This window comes from Streptomyces ureilyticus, assembly GCF_011045025.1.
GTDB lineage: Bacteria > Actinomycetota > Actinomycetes > Streptomycetales > Streptomycetaceae > Streptomyces > Streptomyces ureilyticus.
In genome coordinates, this window is record NZ_JAAKZX010000178.1 from 1 (window position 1) to 20,332 (window position 20,332).

At 70.5% G+C, this 20,332-nt stretch carries 15 protein-coding genes; 6 read left to right on the forward strand and 9 right to left on the reverse strand.

Annotated elements, in window-relative coordinates; translation table 11 throughout:
- Positions 1-1,241 (reverse strand): ROK family protein (locus G6048_RS36625; protein ID WP_165343906.1); only part of this gene is annotated, 1,241 nt, incomplete at its 3' end.
- A 119-nt stretch (positions 1,242-1,360) separates the two neighbouring features.
- Between G6048_RS36625 and G6048_RS36630 the strand changes: the two genes are divergently transcribed.
- On the forward strand, positions 1,361-2,965 hold the full coding sequence (locus G6048_RS36630) for an MGH1-like glycoside hydrolase domain-containing protein (protein ID WP_408056210.1): 1,605 nt from the start codon (positions 1,361-1,363) through the stop codon (positions 2,963-2,965).
- Positions 2,962-4,899 carry an amylo-alpha-1,6-glucosidase gene (locus G6048_RS36635; protein WP_165343907.1) on the forward strand — a complete coding sequence of 646 codons (1,938 nt, stop codon included), beginning with the start codon at positions 2,962-2,964 and terminating at the stop codon, positions 4,897-4,899. Before G6048_RS36630 ends, G6048_RS36635 begins: the two co-directional genes overlap by 4 nt.
- A 50-nt stretch (positions 4,900-4,949) precedes the next feature.
- Here the strand turns inward: G6048_RS36635 and G6048_RS36640 are convergent, their stop codons facing one another.
- From G6048_RS36640 to dusB, 5 genes are all read right to left on the reverse strand, one after another.
- Positions 4,950-6,353, reverse strand: coding sequence for a UDP-glucose dehydrogenase family protein (locus G6048_RS36640; RefSeq protein ID WP_165343908.1), 1,404 nt, complete (start codon positions 6,351-6,353; stop codon positions 4,950-4,952).
- Between the two features lie 134 nt (positions 6,354-6,487).
- Positions 6,488-7,663: a right-handed parallel beta-helix repeat-containing protein gene (locus tag G6048_RS36645; protein WP_165343909.1), complete on the reverse strand. Its 1,176-nt coding sequence runs from the start codon at positions 7,661-7,663 to the stop codon at positions 6,488-6,490.
- Positions 7,650-9,770: a right-handed parallel beta-helix repeat-containing protein gene (locus G6048_RS36650; protein ID WP_328828040.1), complete on the reverse strand. Its 2,121-nt coding sequence runs from the start codon at positions 9,768-9,770 to the stop codon at positions 7,650-7,652. Before G6048_RS36650 ends, G6048_RS36645 begins: the two co-directional genes overlap by 14 nt.
- Positions 9,767-11,068: a glycosyltransferase family 2 protein gene (locus tag G6048_RS36655; protein WP_165343910.1), complete on the reverse strand. Its 1,302-nt coding sequence runs from the start codon at positions 11,066-11,068 to the stop codon at positions 9,767-9,769. The genes G6048_RS36650 and G6048_RS36655 overlap by 4 nt, the downstream gene beginning before the upstream one ends.
- 393 nt (positions 11,069-11,461) lie before the next feature.
- The gene (gene dusB / locus G6048_RS36660; RefSeq protein WP_165343911.1) at positions 11,462-12,670 is read right to left on the reverse strand and encodes a tRNA dihydrouridine synthase DusB; all 1,209 of its coding nucleotides are present in this window, start codon (positions 12,668-12,670) and stop codon (positions 11,462-11,464) included.
- 104 nt (positions 12,671-12,774) lie between these two features.
- On the opposite strand from dusB, the gene G6048_RS36665 reads away from it, so the two are divergent.
- Positions 12,775-14,220, forward strand: coding sequence for an MFS transporter (locus tag G6048_RS36665; protein ID WP_165343912.1), 1,446 nt, complete (start codon positions 12,775-12,777; stop codon positions 14,218-14,220).
- A 5-nt stretch (positions 14,221-14,225) separates the two neighbouring features.
- Here the strand turns inward: G6048_RS36665 and G6048_RS36670 are convergent, their stop codons facing one another.
- The gene (locus G6048_RS36670) at positions 14,226-15,140 is read right to left on the reverse strand and encodes a helix-turn-helix transcriptional regulator (RefSeq protein WP_408056211.1); all 915 of its coding nucleotides are present in this window, start codon (positions 15,138-15,140) and stop codon (positions 14,226-14,228) included.
- A 101-nt stretch (positions 15,141-15,241) separates the two neighbouring features.
- Between G6048_RS36670 and G6048_RS36675 the strand changes: the two genes are divergently transcribed.
- Both G6048_RS36675 and G6048_RS36680 read left to right on the forward strand, forming a co-directional pair.
- Positions 15,242-16,675, forward strand: coding sequence for an MFS transporter (locus tag G6048_RS36675; protein ID WP_328828044.1), 1,434 nt, complete (start codon positions 15,242-15,244; stop codon positions 16,673-16,675).
- Positions 16,676-16,800: 125 nt separating this feature from the next.
- Positions 16,801-17,007: a hypothetical protein gene (locus G6048_RS36680; RefSeq protein ID WP_165343914.1), complete on the forward strand. Its 207-nt coding sequence runs from the start codon at positions 16,801-16,803 to the stop codon at positions 17,005-17,007.
- A gap of 17 nt (positions 17,008-17,024) precedes the next feature.
- Here G6048_RS36680 and G6048_RS36685 read toward each other — a convergent pair whose 3' ends face one another.
- A complete protein-coding gene (locus G6048_RS36685) occupies positions 17,025-17,921 on the reverse strand; it encodes an AraC family transcriptional regulator (protein WP_165343915.1) in 897 nt (298 codons plus the stop codon).
- A gap of 112 nt (positions 17,922-18,033) precedes the next feature.
- Between G6048_RS36685 and G6048_RS36690 the strand changes: the two genes are divergently transcribed.
- Positions 18,034-19,071 (forward strand): aldo/keto reductase, encoded by a 1,038-nt coding sequence (locus tag G6048_RS36690; RefSeq protein ID WP_165343916.1) that lies wholly within the window; start codon positions 18,034-18,036, stop codon positions 19,069-19,071.
- A 177-nt stretch (positions 19,072-19,248) separates the two neighbouring features.
- Here the strand turns inward: G6048_RS36690 and G6048_RS36695 are convergent, their stop codons facing one another.
- Positions 19,249-20,187 carry a DUF4394 domain-containing protein gene (locus G6048_RS36695; RefSeq protein WP_165343917.1) on the reverse strand — a complete coding sequence of 313 codons (939 nt, stop codon included), beginning with the start codon at positions 20,185-20,187 and terminating at the stop codon, positions 19,249-19,251.
- Between the last annotated feature and the right edge of the window lie 145 nt (positions 20,188-20,332).

The following is a 20,332-nucleotide window of genomic DNA, read 5'->3' on the forward strand; positions in this document are numbered from 1 at the left end:
ATGGTCTTCTCATAGACGCGGATGGCGTCGTCGACAGTGGCTCCGTTCGCGAGGGCGAGGGCGAGTTCGCCGGCGTCAAGCATGGCGAGGTTGACGCCGGTGCCGAGCGGGGGCATGAGGTGGGCGGTGGAGCGGGGCAGGGCGCGCTGGTAGAGCAGTTCGCGCACGCCCGTGAGGAACGGGGTTCCGGCCAGGTCCCCGGCGATCATCAGCACCCCGGGGTTGAGCAGCGTCACCACGGTCGCCAGTACGTCACCGACCCGCCGCCCGGCGTCCCGCGCGAGCGCCGCCGCTCCCGGGTGCCCGGCGGTCAGCAGATCCCGCACATCCGAGCCGGAGGCCGCCGGCACCCCGGTCTCCGCCAGCCGCCGCGCCACGGCACCGCCACTGGCGACGGCGGCGAGACAGCCGTACGAACCGCACTTGCACAGCGTGTCGGCGCCCTCCGGGACCCGTATGTGCCCGATGTCCCCGGCGCCTCCGTCGATGCCCCGGTAGATCGTGCCGCCGACGACGACGCCTGCGCCGATACCGGTGGACACCTTGATGAGGACGAAGGCCGAGCAGTCCGGGTGGGCGGTGCGCTGTTCGCCGTACGCCATGAGGTTGGCGTCGTTGTCCACAAGCACCGGGACGGATTCGGCGCCCGCGTGCTCGGCGAAGGCGCGGGCCAGCCGGGTTCTTATGTCGTAGCCGTCCCAGCCGGGCATCATCGGCGGCTGGACGACGCGGCCGGTGTCGCTGTCGACCGGGCCCGGCACGGAGAGCCCGATCCCGCACACCTCGTGCGCCCGGTGCCCCGCCTTCTCCAGCAACTCGCCGAACCAGCGCCCGAGTTCGCCGAGCACCGCGTCCGGGCCGTCCTCGATGAGCAGCGACCCCGTGTGCTCGGCCAGCAGCTCGCCGCTGAGCGAGAGGACCGCGGTGCGCGCGTGCCGGGTGTCGAGGTCGGCGGCGAGGACGACCGCATGTGAGTCATCGAACTCAAGTCGGACCGAGGGCCGGCCGCCGAGCGGCGAGTCCACCGGGCCCGCGGCGCCCTCGCGCAGCCAGCCCGCCCGGAAGAGCCGGTCCAGGCGCTGGCCGACCGTGGCCCGGGACAGGCCCGTGACCTGCTGCAAGGCACCGCGTGTGGTGGCCCGCCCGCTGCGCACCAGCGCCAGCAGCTCGCCGGCGCTTCCCTGGCCGGCCGCCCTCGCTGCCCGTCCTGCCGTACCGGTTCTCCCGGCGTTCTCGGTCATGCACACCCCCTTGCGCTCCTCAACTCTGCATTACATATTGAGTTTTGCGTGTTAAATAGACGTAACCCTACGGCAGCTACCGCCGAACTGGCCGGACATACGTCTTCGTGGAGACCCGAGTGAACCGCTCGACCCAGCTCACAGCCCGCCGCACCGGACACCCCGAGCCCTCCGAGCCCGTACACACCTCGGCCTCACCTCCATTTTCCGGCCAGGGTGAGATCGGCCGTTCCGGGACAGCCGTATACGATCCGGGCCCCGCCTCGCGCTCGCTACACCTGAGGGCCGCGCGCGTCCTGCACGACAACTGGACCGGGACGTCAACAGTGCCCTCGCGCGGCCTGTACCCCCACCAGTGGTCCTGGGACTCGGCGTTCATCGCGATCGGGCTGCGCCATCTGTCGCCGCTCCGGGCCCAGGTCGAGCTGGAGACGCTCCTGGACGCCCAGTGGGGCGACGGCCGGATTCCGCACATCGTCTTCAACCCCTCCGTCCCGCTCGACGCGTACTTCCCGAGCCCCGACTTCTGGCGCTCCTCCACCGCGGGACGCACCGCGGGCGCCCCGCGCACCGTACAGACGTCCGGCATCGTGCAGCCACCGGTGCACGCGCTCGCCGCCTGGCTGGTGCACGTCGCCGACCCGGGCCTGTCGCGGGCCCGCGGCTTCCTGTCCCGCCTGTATCCGCGGCTCGCGGCCTGGCACCGCTATCTGCTGCACCGCCGGGACCTGGGCGGCGGGGGCCTGGCCTCCGTGGTCCACCCGTGGGAGCAGGGGATGGACAACGCCCCGTCCTGGGACGCCCCGCTCAGCCGCGTCACGCCCGCCCCGCCCCGCACCTTCCGCCGCGCCGACCTGGACCACGGGGCCGCCTCGGACCGGCCTACGGATCTGGATTACGGGCGGTACGTGGCGCTGGCGAGCGACTACCGGGATCGTGAATACGCCGACGGGGAAGGCGAGGGGGTGGCCCGCAGGGCCTCGTTTGAGGGTGGTGGTGGGAGACGGGCGGGACAGTTCGCGGTCGAGGACCCGGCGTTCAACGCGCTCCTGATCGCCTCCGAGTACGCGCTGGCCCGGATCGCCCGCGAGCTGGGTGCCACTGGCACGGCCCGCCAAGCGCGCGCGGAGCGGCTGACGGCGGCGCTGGTGGAGCGGCTGTGGGACCCGGCGGAGGGCATGTTCTTCTGCCGGGACGTACGGACCGGGGAACTCATCCCCGAGCGCGGCGTGGCCGGACTCGTCCCGCTGCTCCTGCCCGCCCTGCCCCGCGAGATCGCCGACCGTCTCGTACGGACCCTGCGCGGCCCGCACTTCGGGCTCGGCGGCGCCACCCGGCTCGTCCCGAGTTACGACCTGACCGGCGAGGCCTTCGACCCGCACCGGTACTGGCGGGGCCCGGCCTGGTTCAACACCAACTGGATGCTGGAGCGCGGCCTGAGGCTGCACGGGGAGCAGGCCCTCGCGGGCAGCCTGCGGGCCGCACTGCTCGACACGGCGGGCGCCTCCGGCTTCGCGGAATACGTGACCCCGTACAGCGGCGAGGCCTGCGGAGCGCTCGGCTTCAGCTGGACCGCCGCGCTGACGCTCGACCTGCTGCACGACCACGACCACCAGCACGAGCCGGGCCCGGCACACCACACGGCACTGGGCGCGGCGCAGCACGTAAGCGATCACGTAGGCGAAGAGATCGGCAAGGGTGCCAAGGGAGGGGACCAGGTATGACGGACCGGCAGCATCTGCTTGTGCACGGTGGGACGTTCGCGGCCGTGGGCGACGGCGGGGACATCAGCGGAGTGCGCGGCAGCGGCTCCCCCGACGGGCTGTTCGTACGTGACGCCCGGCATCTGAGCCGCTGGCAGCTGACCGTCGACGGCGCGGTGCCAGAGTTGCTGTCGCCGGTCGCGGACGGCGACTCGGCGCGCTGCGTCCTCGTACCGCGCGGGGGCCGTCAGGAGCCGCCCGCGTACACCCTCTTCCGTGAACAGGCCGTCGCCGACGGCGCGTTCGTCGAGGCGCTGCGCGTCACCAGCAACCGCCCGGTGCCGACGACGGTCCGGATCGCGGTCACCGCGGACGCCGACTTCTCGGACCAGTTCGAGCTGCGCTCCGACCACCGTACGTACACCAAGATCGGCGCCGTCCGCTCCCGCCAAGTCCTGGACGACGGCGTGGAGTTCAGCTACCGGCGGGGCGAATGGCGTTCCTGTACGACGGTCACCGCCGAGCCCGCCCCTGACGGTGTCGAGGAGACGGGTACGGGCGCCCGTCGCCTGGTCTGGGCCCTCGACCTGGAACCGCACGGTTCGGCCGAGTTGGCCCTGAGGGTCGCGGCCCGCCCGCACGGCACGCCGCACCCGGAGGTGCCCGCCTCCCCGTCCGCCGTGAACGAGCAACTCCGCGCGCTGGAGGAGGAGTTCACCAAGGGCGTGCCCTTCCCGACGGGCTGGCCGGAGCTGTCCGCCGCCTGCGCGCGGGGCCTCGCCGACCTGGCCGTACTCCAGGTCCCGGCAACGGGCCCCGACGGAGAGGAACTTCGCGTCCCGGCGGCCGGAGTCCCCTGGTTCCTGACGCTGCTCGGCCGGGACGCGCTCCTCACCTCCCTCTTCGCCCTTCCCTACCGCCCCCAGCTCGCCGCCGCCACCCTGCCCGCGCTCGCCGCGGCCCAGGCGACCGCGACCGGCACCGGGGCGGTGGCCCAGCCGGGCAAGATCGTGCACGAGGTACGGCACGGGGAGCTGGCGCACTTCGGGCAGGTGCCGTACGGGCGTTACTACGGCTCGGTCGACGCCACGCCGCTCTTCCTGGTGCTGCTCGGCGCGTACGTCGAGCAGACCGGCGATGTCGCGACCGCCCGCCGCCTCGAGCCGCATGCCCGCGCCGCGATCGGCTGGATGCTGGACCACGGCGGCCTCACCTCGCGCGGCTACCTCGTCTACCGCGCCGACGAGGGCGGCCTCGCCAACCAGAACTGGAAGGACTCCCCCGGCGCCATCTGCTCCGCCGACGGCAGCCGCGCCACCGGGCCTGTGATGGCCGCGGGTGCGCAGGGGTACGCGTACGACGCCCTGCGCCGCACCGCGCACCTGTCGCGCACGGTGTGGGAGGACGAGGTGTACGCGGCGCTGCTGGAGCAGGCGGCGAGCGACCTCCGCGACCGCTTCCAGCGGGACTTCTGGATGCCTGAACGCGCCTTCCCCGCACTGGCGTTGGACGGTGACGGCAACCAGGTGGACGCGCTGGCCTCCGATGCCGGGCATCTGCTGTGGTCGGGGTTGTTGGACAAGGAGTACGGGGAGTTGGTGGGGCGGCGGTTGCTGGAGCCGGACTTCTTCTCCGGGTGGGGGGTGCGGACGGTGGCCTCCGGCCAGGCCGCCTACCATCCGCTGTCGTATCACCGGGGGTCTGTGTGGCCGCATGACAACGCGCTGATCGCGTTGGGGTTGTCGAGGTACGGACTCCATGACGAGGCCCGTGCCGTCGCCCATGCGCTGGTCGACGCGGCGGCTTCTTCCGGGAGCCGGCTCCCGGAGGTCCTCGCGGGATACGCCCGCGATGCCCATCGGGGGGAACCGGTGCCGTATCCGCACGCGTGCGTACGGGAGTCTCGGTCAGCTGCGGCTCCTTTGGCCTTGCTGACGGCTGTGGGCGGGGCCTAACTAATAGCTCGCGGCTGCGGGTGCGTTGTGGCTGGTCGCGCAGTCCCCCGTCAAGGGCGGCCCAGGGCCCGGTACTCCCAGCCGGCCGCGCGCCACTGGGACGGGTTCAGGGCGTGGCGGCCGTCGACTATGCGGCGGTGGGACACCACGGCCGCCATGGCGTGCGGGTCCATTTCGCGGAACTGGGTCCACTCGGTGAGCAGGACCACCACGTCGGCTCCGGCGGCGGCCGTGAGGGCGTCGGAGCCGTAGGTCAGTTCCGGGAAGGTGCGGCGGGCGTTCTCCGTGGCCGCCGGGTCGACGACCGTGACGTGGGCGCCCGCTTGGTGCAGGGTCCGGGCCACATCCAGGGCGGGGGCGTCGCGGATGTCGTCCGAGTTGGGTTTGAACGCGGCGCCGAGGGCGGTGATGCGGGCGCCGGCCAGGTCACCGCCGACGAGTTCGCGGACCAGGTCGACGGTGCGCGCCCGGCGGCGCTTGTTGATGGCGTCCACCTCGCGCAGGAAGGCGACGGCCTGGCCGACGCCCAGTTCCTCGGCGCGGTGGCTGAAGGCCCGGATGTCCTTGGGCAGGCAGCCTCCGCCGAAGCCAAGGCCCGGCTTGAGGAAGCGTCCGCCGATCCGGTCGTCGTAGGAGAGTGCCTCGGCGAGGCCCGTCACATCGGCGCCGGTGGCCTCGCAGACCTCGGCCATGGCGTTGATGTACGAGATCTTGGTGGCGAGGAAGGAGTTGGCGGCGACCTTGACCAGTTCGGCCGTGGTGAGGTCGGTGACGACCACCGGGGTGTCGCGGGCGATGACGGGGGCGAACGCGGCCCTCAGCCGTTCCTCGGCCCATGCCGACTCCGTGCCGAAGACCAGCCGGTCGGGGCGCAGGGTGTCGTCGACGGCGTAGCCCTCGCGAAGGAACTCCGGATTCCAGGCCAGTTCGACGTCGGTTCCGGCGGGGGCGAGCCGCTGCACCAGTTCCGTCAGCCGGGCCGCGGTGCCCACCGGCACCGTGGACTTGCCGACCACCAGCGTGCGGCGGCGCAAGTGCTCCGCGAGTTCGGTCACCGCGCTGTCGACGTAGCGCAGGTCCGCCGCGTCGGAGCCCTTCTGCTGGGGGGTGCCGACGCAGAGGAAATGGACATCGCCGAAGTCACCGGCCTCGGCGAAGTTGGTCGTGAAGCGCAGCCGGCCGGAGTCCAGAGCCTTGGCCAGCAGTTCGGGCAGGCCCGGCTCGAAGAAGGGGACCCGGCCCGAGTTCAGCCACTCGACCTTGACCGGGTCGACGTCCACGCCCAGGACCTCGTAGCCGAGGACGGCCATGCAGATGGCGTGCGTGGCGCCGAGGTAACCGGTGCCGATGACGGTGAGTCGGGGGACGGGGGCGCCGTAGACGTCGAGTACGGCGGCCGTGTCGGCGTCGGGTCTCAGTGCGCTGTCCGGCCTCGGGTCGGTGGCGAGGGTCATGGCGTGCTCCTTGTGAAAGGTGAGGGTGTGCTCGCTTTGGGGATGGGTGGGCCGGCACAGGGCCCTTCGGACCGAGGCCGCGGTGGCTCCGCGGGCCCTGCGTGGAAGCGGTGTGTGTTTGTTCTGTCGGCCCGTCAGGAACCGGCGCAGTCGACGTTGGACAGGCCCTCGGCCGCCCCTTCCGCCTTGTTGTCGCAGGCGACCTTGTTGCCCTCGACGGGGGTGAGCTTGAAGCCGTAGCCGGGTCCGTTCACCTCCGCGGTGTTGCCCTTGAAGGTGTTGTCGGTGCCCCAGCCGTCGACGATCTCGTGGGTCTGGAAGCCGTCCTCGAGTGCGTTGCGGCCGGTGTTGCCCTGGATCAGCCAGCCGTTGCCCTTGACGTCGACCCAGGAGTCGTTGTGGGAGCCGCTCAGGCGTGAGCCGTCGAAGGTGTTGCCGATGACCTTGCCGTCGCTGGTGCCCTCCTTGATGTCGATGGACTCGGCGGTCGTGGCGCTGATGTCGTTGCCGCTGATCACGTTGCGGTCGCTGTTGTCGGGCTTGCAGTCCGAGACGGTGCACCAGTTGGACTCGGCGGAGCCGATGTAGACGCCCTCGCCGAACTTCTCCTTGCGCTGGCCCGTGTCGCGGACGGTGTTGTTCAGCACCACGTTGTCGGTGCTGAAGTTCCGCAGATGGATGGCCTCGTCGCCGATCTGCTCGACGGTGAGGCCCTGGATGACCGAGCCCTGCACACGGTCGGCCATCACGCCCTTCTGACTGTTGCGGACGGTGAAGCCGACCAGGCGCCAGTGGGCGGCGCCGTCCAGGTGGAAGCCGTAGCCGCCGTCGGTGCCACCGCCGTCGATCACCGCGCCGGGGCCGCCGCAGACGTAGACCGGCCGGTCCGCGGTGCCCGGAGTGGTGGCCTTGAAGCGGCCCTCGTACGTGCCGTCGGCGAGCCCGATGCTGTCCCCGGGCCCGGCGTCGGCCAGGGCCTGCTCCAGCGAGTCGGCGTCGTTCACCGTGACGGTGGCCGCCGGGCAGCTGACCTTCTTGGCGGACGCCGTGCCGCCGCCGGACGTCGCGCCCGGGGTGGACTCGGTGGCGGGGGTGGTGGACGGTGCGGACGGTTCGGCGGTGCTCGTCGGTGCGTCGTCCGCCGAGGCGGTCGGCTTGCGGGTGGTCGGAGTGGGACCGACCTCACCGGTGGCCCCGGCCGTGTCCGGGGTGGCCGAGTCCCCGCCGGAGGTCAGGGCCACGATGAGGGCGATCACGGAGCAGATGAACGCCCCCGTCGCCAGCCACAGCACGCGGTTACCACTGGTCATGGGTCATCACCGGAACCCGGTTGTGTGGATGCTGTTGGTTCTGTGGATGGTGCTGGTTCTGCGGGTGCTGTTGGTTCTGCGGGTGCTGTTGGTTCTGTGGGTGCTGTTGGTTCTGTGGGTGCTGTTGGTTCTGTGGGTGCTGTGGGTGCTGTGGGTGCTGTGCGGCCAGGCGGATCTCCGTGGGCGGAGGGACCGGCAGGGGCTGCTTGTCGGCGTAGGGGTGAAGGCGTCCGCGGCGGCCTCGTCCCCGGCTGCCGTGCCGTCGCTGCCCCATCACCGCCGACAGGAGGATGAGCAGCAGGATGAAGGCCCACAGCAGGGTCATCGGGCTGGCGTAGTGCCGGAACTTGGTCCAGAAGGAACTGGTGTCGTGCCAGGCGAACGTCTGGTTCTTCTTGATGTTCATATCGCCGCCCGCGCGGACGGTGTCCAGGGCGCTCGGCCCAACTCCGGCGATGACGTTGTAGGAGATCGTCGAGCCGCCGACGCCGCCCACCATGGAGACGCCGTGGTTGGTGGCGTCCTGGACGGTGTTGCCGCGGACCTCGGCGACCGAGTCGCGGATGTAGACGCCGGTGTCGGCGTTCTCGACGATGTTGCCGGTGACCTGAGCCGCCGTCACGCCGTCGCGTACCGAGATGCCCTGCCGGATCTGGCCCTTCAGATGGTTCCCGGTGATGGCCACCTTCGAGGCGTCCTTGCGGGCGACGATGCCCATGTCACCGCCGCGGACGTTGTTGTTCTGCACGCCGACGTCCACCCCGCCGAGGATCTCGATGCCGTAGCGGCCGTTGTCCTCGGCGGTGCTGTTGGACACCGAGTTGTTGCCGTAGCTGCTGATGGACTCGCCGGAGGCAGAGGGACCGCTCGCCAGGGGCCGGCCACTGAGGGTGAACCCGTTGCCGCCGTTGCCCCGCGCGGTGGATCCGGTGACCTGGACCTGCTGGGTGGCGCGGGCGAGGACGAAGCCGTTGCCGCCGTTGTCCTTGGCGGTGGTCCGTTCGACGTCGGCGTTGGTGACGTAGCGGTGCAGTACGAGGCCGTCCTGGAAGCTCTTCAGCACCTTGGTGTCGGTGATGCTGACCCCGGTGGCGCCGGAGACGAACAGTCCGTAGGTGTTGCCCGTGACCGTGGAGTGGTCGACCTCAGCCGACACGTACGACATGTCGGGCACGGTGAACCTGCTGTCCGGCGTGGTCAGTTCGCCGGGCGGCTGGGCGAGCACACCGCCGCTGCTGGGCGTCTGCTCCGCCTCCTCCTCCGCTTTGTCCGCGGCCTCCTCCCGCTCGCGCTGGTTGAGGTCGTCGCCGGTCGGGGTGTCCGGGCCGTCGATGTTCCCGGTGTCGGGGCGGTCGGTTCCGGTGAGGCTGAGGCCACCGGTGCGGCCGCTCCAGAAGCCGAGGTCGCCGACCTTGGCGTACTTCATGTCGAACTGGCCGCCGATGGCGCGGATGTAGGCCCTGCCGTCCCGTACGTCGGTGTCCGGTTTGTTGGTACGGGTGTCCCAGCTGCCGATCTTCATCTGCGCCTGTGCGGTGCCCTCCAGGGTCAGCCGGCCGCCGAAGGAGACGATGGAGACGAAGCCCTTGTTGCTGCTGGCCATCCGTACCGTCAGACCGCCCGGGTTGGACAGTTTCAGCTTGGCGCCGGCGTTGAGGTAGAGGTTCTCGGTCAGCAGGTAGGAACCGTCGCGCTTGCGGACGAAGGTCTGCGGGGCGAGGGAGAGCAGGTCGGAGATGCCGTACGGCTTGGTGCGCCCGGTGAGGACCAGCGTGTAGCCGCTGCCGGTGTCCAGCCGGTACGGCTTCGACCACTTGGCGCCCTTGAGCGGGGCGACCGCGGCGACGGCGCGGACCTGGTCAAGCCGTTTGTCCTCGGCGGCGACCAGGGCCGCCTGGGCCTCGGACTCCTCCGGGGTGAACGCCTGTTCATCGCCGTCGTCCACGGCGCGGGCCTCGGCACGGGCTCCGGCCAGGACCCTCTCCGCGACGACCGTCTTCGGCGCGGCATGGGCGACGGGCGCGGACCCGAGGAGCGCCAAGGCGACCAGGGGCAGGAAGGCGGCGGCTGTCGCCGTGCCGCGCAGTGTTCGGAAATGGAGTGTCACGGCTGGAACACCCCCTCGCGGTGGCCACCGGCGGGCGGCCGCTGGGGGCCGTTGCCCGAGAGGGACGCGGCGTTCTGGCCTTCGCCGCCGATGCTGTCGCTGGTGCGGGTCAGCCAACCCTGCTTGTTCATGGTGATGAAGGCCCACAGTTTGATCGGCAGGGAGATCATCACGACCACGAGGGCCAGCAGCGGCAACAGCAGCACTTCCTGCGGATGTCTGCGCAGGTGCGAGTAGCCGCGGATACCGCGTCCCACGAAGAGCCAGATCAGGACCAGGACCACCCCGCGGCCGGTCAACTCCAGCCGGCTGAGCAGCAGATAACCCAGCGCCATGCCCATGGTCACGGGCGTCAGCAGGATCTGCAGCACGGTGATCTTGGTGACCAGCGGGACCCGCCACAGCCAGCCCTTGTGGATCGCCGTGAGATAGCAGCGGTAGGAGTTGCGGCTCCAGCGCACCCGCTGCTTGACGAAGGCCCGGAACGAGGACGGGAACATGGACAGCGCCCGCGCGCTGCTCTGGTGCACGGTCTTGTACCCGGAGGCCAGTACCAGCCAGGTCAGCCGGCCGTCGTCGCCGGCGACGCAACGCCGGCCGAGGAAGAACTCGTTCTCCAGGTTCTCCAGAACGGGGTCTATCGCGGCCTTGCGGTAGGCGGCGGTGCGGCCGGACAGACACGCGACGGCACCGGCGCGACCCATGGCCGGCACGTAGTCGTAGTAGCGCAGGTTGACCAGCCAGTCGGCGATACGCCGCCACACACTGCTCCGGCGCATGAACACGTTCTGCTGGGTGCCGACTCCGCCGACCTTGGGGTCGGCGAAGGGCATCTGCACGGCGTCGAGTAGCCCCGGCTGCCAGCGGGTGTCCGAGTCGACCAGCACCACGAGTTCGCAGTGCGCGGCCCGGATCCCCACACCCAGCGCGGACCGCTTGCCCCGGTGCTCGATCGCGAGCACCCGCACCCGCCGGTCCCGCACCTCGGACAGCCTGCGGAGCACCTCGTGGTCCTGGACGTCGGGGACGATGATCACCTCGTCGGGCCCCTGGGCCAGCCAGGTCTCCAGACAGTCGAGCAGGATGTCCGGATCCTCGCGGTAGGCGGGGACCACGACGGACACGGAGGTCCGGTAGTCGTTCACGACCGGCCTGGCCAAGCGGGAAAGGATCGCCCGGTAGAGCCAGAGCCCCCAGACGAATGCACCGGCGATGCCCAGCGGCATCACCTCACGCCACGACGTTTCCCCAACCGCCGCGACGATCCATGACCAAAAAGCGTCGAAGTACTCCGACATGAACAGGTCCCCCCAGGAACGCACCGAGACCGATCAAGATCCCCAAAAGTGCGGTCTGCGTCATATATGGCGGGGACTCTAGAGGGAGGTTCATCGTTTCTTCACAGCAGAAACACAAACGTCATCGGAGCGCCGGGGACTGGTGGGGCGGAGGCGAGCGCCCGGGGCCGGGCTTGGCGACGAAAAGAGGGGCTGTTTTCAGCCGCGTGTACATGACCTAACAGGTGTCATATCTCGCCCCACGCAGGGAAGTTACCCACGGTAGCGAACATTGCGTCTGTTGCCGTGCATGCCGGGCGGGGCGAGCGAGAGGGCGGCGACACCTGAGACGGATGTGACGTAAGTCACGGCAACGTAATCGTTATCGGTGGCCACAGATGCGCCGGAAAACGCTCAGCCCCCGGACGTGTCCAACTCCGCGTCCTCGCCGATCCCGGCACAGTCGTACGGGTCCTTCAGCCAACCGTCCGGCAGGACAACCCTGTTGTTGCCGGACGTACGGCCGCGGGGCCCGTCCGCGCCCGTCGGCCACGGCTGGTCCAGGTCCAACTCGTCGAGGCCGGAACGGAGTTCGGCCAGTGACGACGTGATCGCGAGGCGCTTGCGCATCTCGGAGCCGACCGCGAAACCCTTCAGGTACCAGGCCACGTGCTTGCGGAAGTCGATGACTCCGCGCGCCTCGCCCGCCCGACTCCCACCACCACCCTCAACGGTGGCCCTTCGGGCCGCCCCTCCTTGTTCGATCCACTCCCCGAGCAGGGTCGCGTGGCGGACCATGACATCGGCCACCTCGCGGAGGGTCGGTCGCGCGTACTCCCCCGTACGCCCCTCGAAGGCGGCCACCAGGTCCGCGAACAGCCACGGGCGGCCCAGGCACCCGCGCCCTACGACCACGCCGTCGCAACCCGTCACCCGCACCATCCGCAGCGCGTCGTCGGCCGACCAGATGTCGCCGTTGCCGAGGACGGGAATCTCCGGCACGTGCTCCTTGAGGCGGGCGATCGCGTCCCAGTCCGCCGTGCCGCCGTAGTGCTGTGCGGCCGTCCTGCCGTGGAGGGCGATCGCCGTCACGCCCTCCTCCACGGCGATCCGGCCCGCGTCCAGGTACGTGATGTGGTCGTCGTCGATGCCCTTGCGCATCTTCATCGTGACCGGCAGGTCCCCGGCCCCGCTCACCGCCTCGCGCAGGATCGCGCGCAGCAGGTGGCGCTTGTACGGGAGTGCCGAGCCGCCGCCCTTGCGTGTCACCTTCGGTACCGGGCAGCCGAAGTTGAGGTCGATGTGGTCGGCGAGGTCCTCCTCCGCGATCATGCGGACGGCCTTGCCGACGGTCGCCGGGTCGACCCCGTACAGCTGGATCGAGCGCGGAGTCTCCGAGGCGTCGAAGTGGATCAGCTGCATGGTCTTCTCGTTGCGCTCGACCAGCGCCCGCGTCGTGATCATCTCGCTGACGAACAGACCTTTGCCGCCACTGAACTCCCTGCACAGCGTGCGGAACGGCGCGTTCGTGATCCCGGCCATGGGGGCGAGGACGACGGGCGGCCGCACCGGGTGCGGGCCGATCGACAGCGGAGGGTTCACGAGAGGTGTGGGCGTGGGCATGCGACCCATTGTCCCGCACCCCGACAGGCACGAGCCACGGCCTTTCGGCGACCGACCGAGGTAGTTAGTTAGGCGCACTACCGATATCGGCGTACCCTGGTGGAATGCCCGAGCTCAACCACCGCCGCCGCATGCTGGTCCTCGCGATCTGCTGTATGAGCCTGCTGATCGTGAGCCTCGACAACACCGTGCTGAACGTCGCGCTGCCCTCGATGCAGCGCGAACTGCACGCGAGCACGGCCGGCCTCCAGTGGACGATCGACGCGTACACGCTGGTACTCGCCTCGCTGCTGATGCTCGCGGGGTCGACGGCCGACCGTATCGGCCGCAAGCGGGTCTTCATGGCGGGGCTTGTCGTCTTCACGATCGGCTCGGTGCTGTGTTCCCTCGCGCCGAATCTCGAATCGCTCGTCGCCTTCCGGATGGTGCAGGCGGTGGGCGGTTCGATGCTCAACCCGGTGGCGATGTCGATCATCACCAACACGTTCACGGATCCCCGCGAGCGCGCCCGCGCCATCGGGGTGTGGGGCGGTGTCGTCGGCATATCGATGGCGGCCGGCCCCCTGATCGGCGGCCTTCTCGTGGACTCGGTCGGCTGGCGCGCGATCTTCTGGATCAACCTTCCGGTGGGCCTGGCCGCTCTCCTGCTCACCTTCCGGTACGTCCCCGAGTCCCGCGCCCCGAAGGCCCGCCGCCCCGACCCGGTCGGCCAGCTCCTGGTGATCGCGCTGCTCGGCTCCCTGACGTACGCGATCATCGAGGCTCCGCACGCGGGCGCCCCCACGGTCATCACCTTCGGCGCACTGGCCCTGGCGGCCCTGCTGAGCCTCCTGTGGTACGAGCCGCGCCGTGCCGAACCCCTCATCGACCTGTGCTTCTTCCGTTCGGCGCCGTTCAGCGGGGCCACGGTCGTGGCGATCAGCGCCTTCGCGGCACTCGGCGGGTTCCTCTTCCTCTCGACGCTCTATCTGCAGAACGTACGCGGGCTCACCGCGCTGAGCGCGGGCCTGTGGATGCTCCCGATGGCCGCCCTGACCTTCGTGTCCGCCCCGCTGTCCGGCCGCCTGGTCGGCAGCCGCGGCCCTCGACTCTCCCTCCTCGTCGCCGGAGTGGCGATGACGGCGAGCGGGGTGCTCTTCGCCGCCTTCGAGGCCGAGACGTCGAACGTGACGCTGGTCATCGGTTACGTCCTCTTCGGCCTCGGCTTCGGCTTCGTCAACGCCCCCATCACCAACACCGCCGTCTCGGGCATGCCCCGCGCCCAGGCCGGTGTCGCCGCCGCGGTCGCGTCCACGAGCCGCCAGATCGGCCAGACCCTGGGCGTGGCCGTGATCGGCGCCGTACTCGCCTCGGGCATGGGCTCGCTCCCGTACCGCGAGGTCTACGTCTCAGCCGCCCGCCCCGGCTGGTGGATCATCGCGGCCTGCGGCCTCGCGGTCCTGCTCGTCGGCGCCCTGACAAGCGGCCGCTGGGCCCGCCGAACCGCCGAACGCACCGCGGAGCGGCTGGAGTCGGCGGAGGTCAAGGAGCAGGCGGACGTACTGGCCTGATCCTCTCAACCCCTCTCGAGGGCGATCGCGTGCAGCTTCTCCAGGCGTTCGCGGGACTCGGCGTCAGCCGGGGCGAACGTCAGCATGCGGGGGCCGTTGTGCGGGCCCAGCCACAGGTCGGTGCTGTCCACGGTGAGCAGGCCGACGTGGGCGTTGGTGAACTGCTTGCGTTTGCTGCTCGCGCTCACGACCTCGTGCCGCTCCCAGATTTCCCGGAATTCCGGCGACTCGGTGCGCAGCCGGTTGAGCAGCATCTTCCAGGCGGGCTCGGCGAGATGACCGGCCATCGAGGCGCGGAACTTGGCCGCCATGACCCGCATGGTCTCCTCCAGCCGCACGAGCGACGACTGCCAATCGTCGTTCGTGAAGCACAGGAGCATGCAGTTGCGGTCCTCCGGCGGAATGGCGTCGAGGTCGCAGAACAGCAGCCCGTACGTGCGGTTGTAGGCAAGGACGTCGTACCGGCTGTTCTGGATGGAGGCCGGGATCGGATCCAGCTGTCGCAGGAGTGCGCGCTGGGCATCGGTGACCGACGCGCAGTGCGCGCCGGGTGCGGGGTCGACGGCCCCCGCCAGGTTGAAGAGGTGCGCACGCTCGCTGCCGTCGAGCATCAGCGTGCGGGCGAGGGCGTCGAGGACCTGGACGGAGACCTGGATGTCCCTGGCCTGTTCGAGCCACGTGTACCAGGTGACGCCGACCGCGGAGAGCTGCGCGACCTCCTCGCGGCGCAGGCCCGGGGTGCGCCGGCGGCGGCCTCGCGGCAGGCCCACCTGCTCGGGGGTGATGTGCTCGCGGCGGTGGCGCAGAAAGGCGGCGAGCTCATGCCGCCGAATCACCGATTCCTTCGCCGCCCCCGGCTCCTTCCCCTTGTGAGCCTCCGCCTCCCGGACCTCACGTACCTCTTGGACCATGCTCGTCATGCCTCCAGCCTGCCGCCCCGCCGATCCTGTTGCCAGGTACTGCTTCTACCAGGATGAACACACTCTGGTACCCGTCTGGGAGTTGGCCCACGCTGAGGTACGTGACCGACACAGGAACTATCGACCGCAGTGCCGCCCGCTCCCCCGCCGCCCCGCCCGTGCTCGGCGGACTGGGGCTCTTCACCGTGCTCCTCGGCGCGGCGCTCCCCCTCATCGACTTCTTCATCGTCAACGTCGCCCTGCCGACGATCGGCCGCGACCTGTCCGCCGGCGAGGCGGTCCTGGAACTCGTCGTCGCCGGATACGGAGTCTCGTACGCCGTGCTCCTCGTCCTCGGCGGACGGCTGGGCGACATGTTCGGCCGGCGTCGGCTCTTCCTCGCCGGTATGGCCGCCTTCGGGCTGACCTCGCTGGCGTGCGGCCTCGCGCCCACCGCCTGGACGCTGGTCGTGGCACGTGTCGCGCAGGGCGCGGCGGCCGCGGCGATGCTGCCGCAGGTCCTCGCCACCATCCAGTCGGCGACTCAAGGCCCGCGCCGCGCCAAGGCCATGAGCCTGTACGGAGCGACGGCCGGGCTCTCCATGGTCGCGGGCCAGATCCTCGGCGGCGTCCTGGTCGCCGCGAACATCGCGGGCACGGAATGGCGCTCGGTGTTTCTCGTGAACGTCCCGGTCGTCCTGCTCGGCCTGGTCCTGGCCGCACGCGCCGTCCCCGAGACCCGCTCGCAGCACCCCGAGCCGGTGGACGTCCCCGGCACGGTACTCCTGGCCGTCTCCCTGCTGACCCTGCTGGCACCGCTGACCGAGGGCCGGGCGGCGGGCTGGCCGCTGTGGACCTGGCTGGCGCTGGCGGCGTTCCCCTTCGCTGCGGCGGCCTTCTACCTCGTCGAGCGCCGGGAGGACCGCCAGGGCCGTACACCCCTGGTGCCGCCGAGCCTGTTCGCGCTGGCGTCGCTGCGCCGGGGCCTCGCCATGATGGTGCCGTTCTCGATCGGCTTCAGCGGCTTCATGTTCGTGATCGCGGTGGCGCTGCAGCAGGGTGCCGGGCTCGGCCCGGTCCCGGCCGGACTCGCGCTGGCGCCCATGGCGGTGGTCTTCCTCGTCGTCTCGCTCTGGGGCCCGCGGCTCGTCACCCGCTACGGCACCCGCATAGTGACCGTCGGCGGACTGATCCAGGCGGTCGGCGTGGCCCTCATCGCCCTGGCCGCCTGGCGCTCCTGGCCGGACCTGGGCGTGGTGGAACTGCTGCCGGGCGCGGCCGTGGCGGGCGCGGGCCAGGCCCTCCAACTCCCCATCCTTTTCCGCGTGATCCTCTCCGAGGTCCCGCCCGTCCGGGCCGGAGTCGGCAGCGGCGTGATGATCACCGTCCAGCAGTCGGCCCTCGCCCTGGGCGTCGCGACCCTCGGCACCCTCTTCCTGGCCCTGGTTCCCGGCATGGGCATGCGAAATGCCCTGGTCATCACGCTGTTGGCGCAGCTGGCAGGCATCGTCCTGACGATCCTGCTGAGCCTGCGCCTGCCCCGCAGGATCAGTTAGCGGGCGGTTGGCGCGTCCGTGGACCGACGCCGTTCGTGCGCCAACTCTCCTCACAAGTAACCCCTGTTGATGTTGGTCTTGCTGCACACTCGCTCTGCGAGCCACCCCCACAAGAGGAGTTCGTCATGCTGCAGATCAACACGAGCAAGGTCAGCCGCTGGGACCAGCACGGCCGCGAGCACGTCGTACGGGTCCAGCGCTCTGGCGTGCAGCGCACCATCAGATGCGATACGTGCGGCTGGCGGAAGGGCGCCCAGTTCCTGCCCTGGCTGAAGGCGGAGGAGCACCTCGCGGAGGCGCATCAGGCGACGGTGGATCCCTCGGAGGGATAGGGAAAACCGGTACGCGGCTACCTTGCCCTTCCGGCGTCCACCAGCCGGCGGCGCAGCCGGGCCGCGTCCTGGCCGGGCGGCAGTCCGTACGCCCGTCGGTACTCGCGGTTGAACTGGGTCGCGCTCACATACCCGACCGCTTCGGCGACCACGGCCGCCGTGGTGTCGCCGGTGAGGAGACGGCGGCGGGCCTCCTGAAGCCGCAGGTGCTTCTGGAAGCGCAGCGGGCTCATGCCGGTGGCGGACTTGAAGTGGCGGTGCAGGGTGGCGGGGCTCATGTGGGCCACCCCCGCGATCGCCTCGATACTGAGCGGCTCGGTGAAGTGGGCGCAGATCCACCTGGCCGCCGTGCGGACGCGGGCGGCGGCGGTGTCGGCAAGCGTGAAGTGACGCAGGGTCGGGCCGAGGGGACTGCCGAGCAGGCGGTAGAGGATCTCGCCCTCGATACGGTTCGCCAGGGGGCTGATGTCCTCCGGAGTGTCGAGCAGCCGTACCCATCGGGTGACCGCGTCGACGATCTCGGGGGTCATCGGCGCGGTGATCTGCCCGCCGGTCTCGGGCTCGGGCCCGGTGAGCGTGGCGGGGTCCGTTCCACCCAGTTCCAGCAGGAGGTCGGCGAGCATCGGGCCGTCGAGGCGCAGCACCGCCGAGCGGTACGGCAACCGCTCGAACGTGGAGGTGACCGGCAGCACGAGCGAGTTGAAGAGCATCTCCCCGCTCCCGGTCGTCCAGCTCCGGTCGCCCGCGACACTGCTCTTGGAGCCGTGGACGATGAAGCAGATCATCGGCTCGTACAGCAGGTCGATGGGGGTGATGGGCTCGTCCAGCCTCACCAGCCGGAGGCGGGGCACCGCGGTGTCGGACCACCAGTCGTCGCCGTGCCGGGCGATGGCCGACGCGAGCTCGTCCAGCATGAAGCGCTCCCTGGGTAGCGTGTTCCTGGGCCGGGGTCCTGAGAGGATCAGGCAATCCTATGCGGTCCCCGGCCCATGACCCGGCGGGGCCCGCGCTCATAGCGTCGACGGCATGACACAGCAGGACACAGACCAGCAGGGCACAGACCAGAGCAGGAACCTGCCGAAGCGCGAGCTCGGCACGCAGGGCCTTGAGGCCGGGGCGATCGGTCTCGGCACGATGGGCATGACCATGGCGTACGGCGCCGGCGACGAACCCGGCGGCATCGCCACCATCCGCCGGGCGTACGAGCTCGGCGTCACCCTTTTCGACACCGCCGAGCTGTACGGCATGGGCACCGGCAGCAACGAGCAGCTGCTCGGCCGGGCGGTGAAGGACTTCCGCGACGACATCGTCATCGCCACCAAGTTCGGCTTCGACATGGACGCTCCGCAGAACGCCGCGGGCATGGCGCTGAACAGCCGCCCCGACCACATCCGCGAGGTCACCGAGAACAGCCTGCGCCACCTCGGAACGGACTACATCGACGTGTTGTACCAACACCGCGTCGACCCGGACGTACCCATCGAGGACGTGGCGGGCACCGTCGGCGAACTGATCGCCGAAGGCAAGGTGCGCTACCTCGGGCTCAGCGAAGCCGGCCCGGACATCCTGCGGCGCGCCCACGCCGTCCACCCGGTGTCCGTGCTGCAGACCGAGTACTCGGTGTTCGAGCGGGCGGTAGAGGCCGAAGTACTGCCCGTGGTACGCGAGTTGGGCATCGGCTTCGTACCGTACTCACCGCTGGGCCGAGGCTTCCTCACCGGCGCGGTGAAGCCCGCCGCCGAATACCCCCAGGACGACATGCGCAGCTGGGACGACCGCTGGCAGCCCGGCAACTACGAGAAGAACCTGGCCGCCATCCGCGAGCTGACCGCGCTGGCCGACACGAAGGGGATCACGGCCACGCAGTTGGCGCTGGCCTGGCTCCTTGCCCAGGGCGACGACATCGTGCCCATCCCCGGCACCCGCAGCCCGCAGCGCCTCGCCGAGAACGTCGCGGCGGCGCAGGCCACGCTCACGCCGCAGGACTTGGCTCGCGTGCAGGAGATCCTGCCGCGGGGCGCGGCCGGGTCCCGCTACCCGGAGGCGATCATGCCGTCCTGGTGAGGCATCCAGGGCCCCGGGCTCTTCACCGGTTCGGCAAGGTGCCCGCCTGACATGACAGTTGGCAGATACCGGATCGGTATCTGCCAACTGTCATGTGCCATGTGTCAGCCCTCGTGGCAGGCCGACATGGGATCGCTACGGACAGCTGATCCGACGGGTGAGTCTTCTGTCGTCGGCTCAGCCCTGCCGAAGCGGCAGCGCCAGGTCCACGACCGCCCGGCCGCCGTCGAACGTCCCCGTACGGGCCACCGAGCCGTTCAGCAGGTCGGCCCGGTACAGCCGCTGCTTGCCGTCGACGCGCAGGACGGCGTACGCGGTGTTCGAGCCGGAACGGGTCGAGGTGTAGATGTCGAAGCCCGCGCTCGGTCCGGCATCCACGCCCAGCTTGCCGGTGGGCGCGAGGTTGCCCGCGTTGGCCGGGGACTGGAGGGAGACCTGGTCGAGAGCCGTGTCCACGTCGAAGAGGGTGGTGGCGGTCGCCGCGGCGAGGTCGTTGTTCGTGTACGCGGCTCCGGTCACCCCCTGCGCGGTGGCACCGGTCGTGGCGGGCGGGACCGGCGGGTTGGTGAGCGTGCCGTCGACCGCGGTGGTGCCCGCGGCGGGCGCACCGGCCGGGTCGTCGATGTTGTGGCGCAGGTTCTGGCCGGTGTCGCTGATGACCCGCAGCCGGTTGGCGGCCGGGTTGAAGTCGACACCGAAGGAGTTGCCCTGCGGAGCCACGCTCAGCTGCGAGACCTTGGTGGCCTTGGCACCGATCTCGCGGATCGTGTAGATGCCGCCGCGGTCGCCGACGCCGTACAGCTTGCCGTTCTGCACGCGGTAGTCGATGCCGATCAGCTTGCTGTCGCCCTTGAGCCCGTTCACCTTGCCGAGCGGAAGGGTGCGGTTCGGCTGGTCGACACGGAACTTGACGAGCCGCTGGTTGTCGGTGATCCCGATGGCGCTGAGCCGCCCACCCGAGCCCGCCGGCAGCGCCCCGGCCCCACCCTTGGCCTCGATCGCCGAAGGGGACGCCGCCCCCGAGGAGGCCTGCTTCCCGTCACTCCCCGCACCACAGCCGACGGTTCCGATGGCCAGCGCCATGGCCGCGACAGCGATGATTGCCTGCTTACGCATTGATGCCCCCGTGAGAGGTCCGGCGGCCCACCCCCTGCGGGCCGCGCATGCCCTCTCTTCGGAGCGATTTGCCCCGCGGATTGCGAAAACCCCGGTTCGTTACGTCCGTTACGGACGTGACAGAACCGGGGCATTTCAAGGGGGC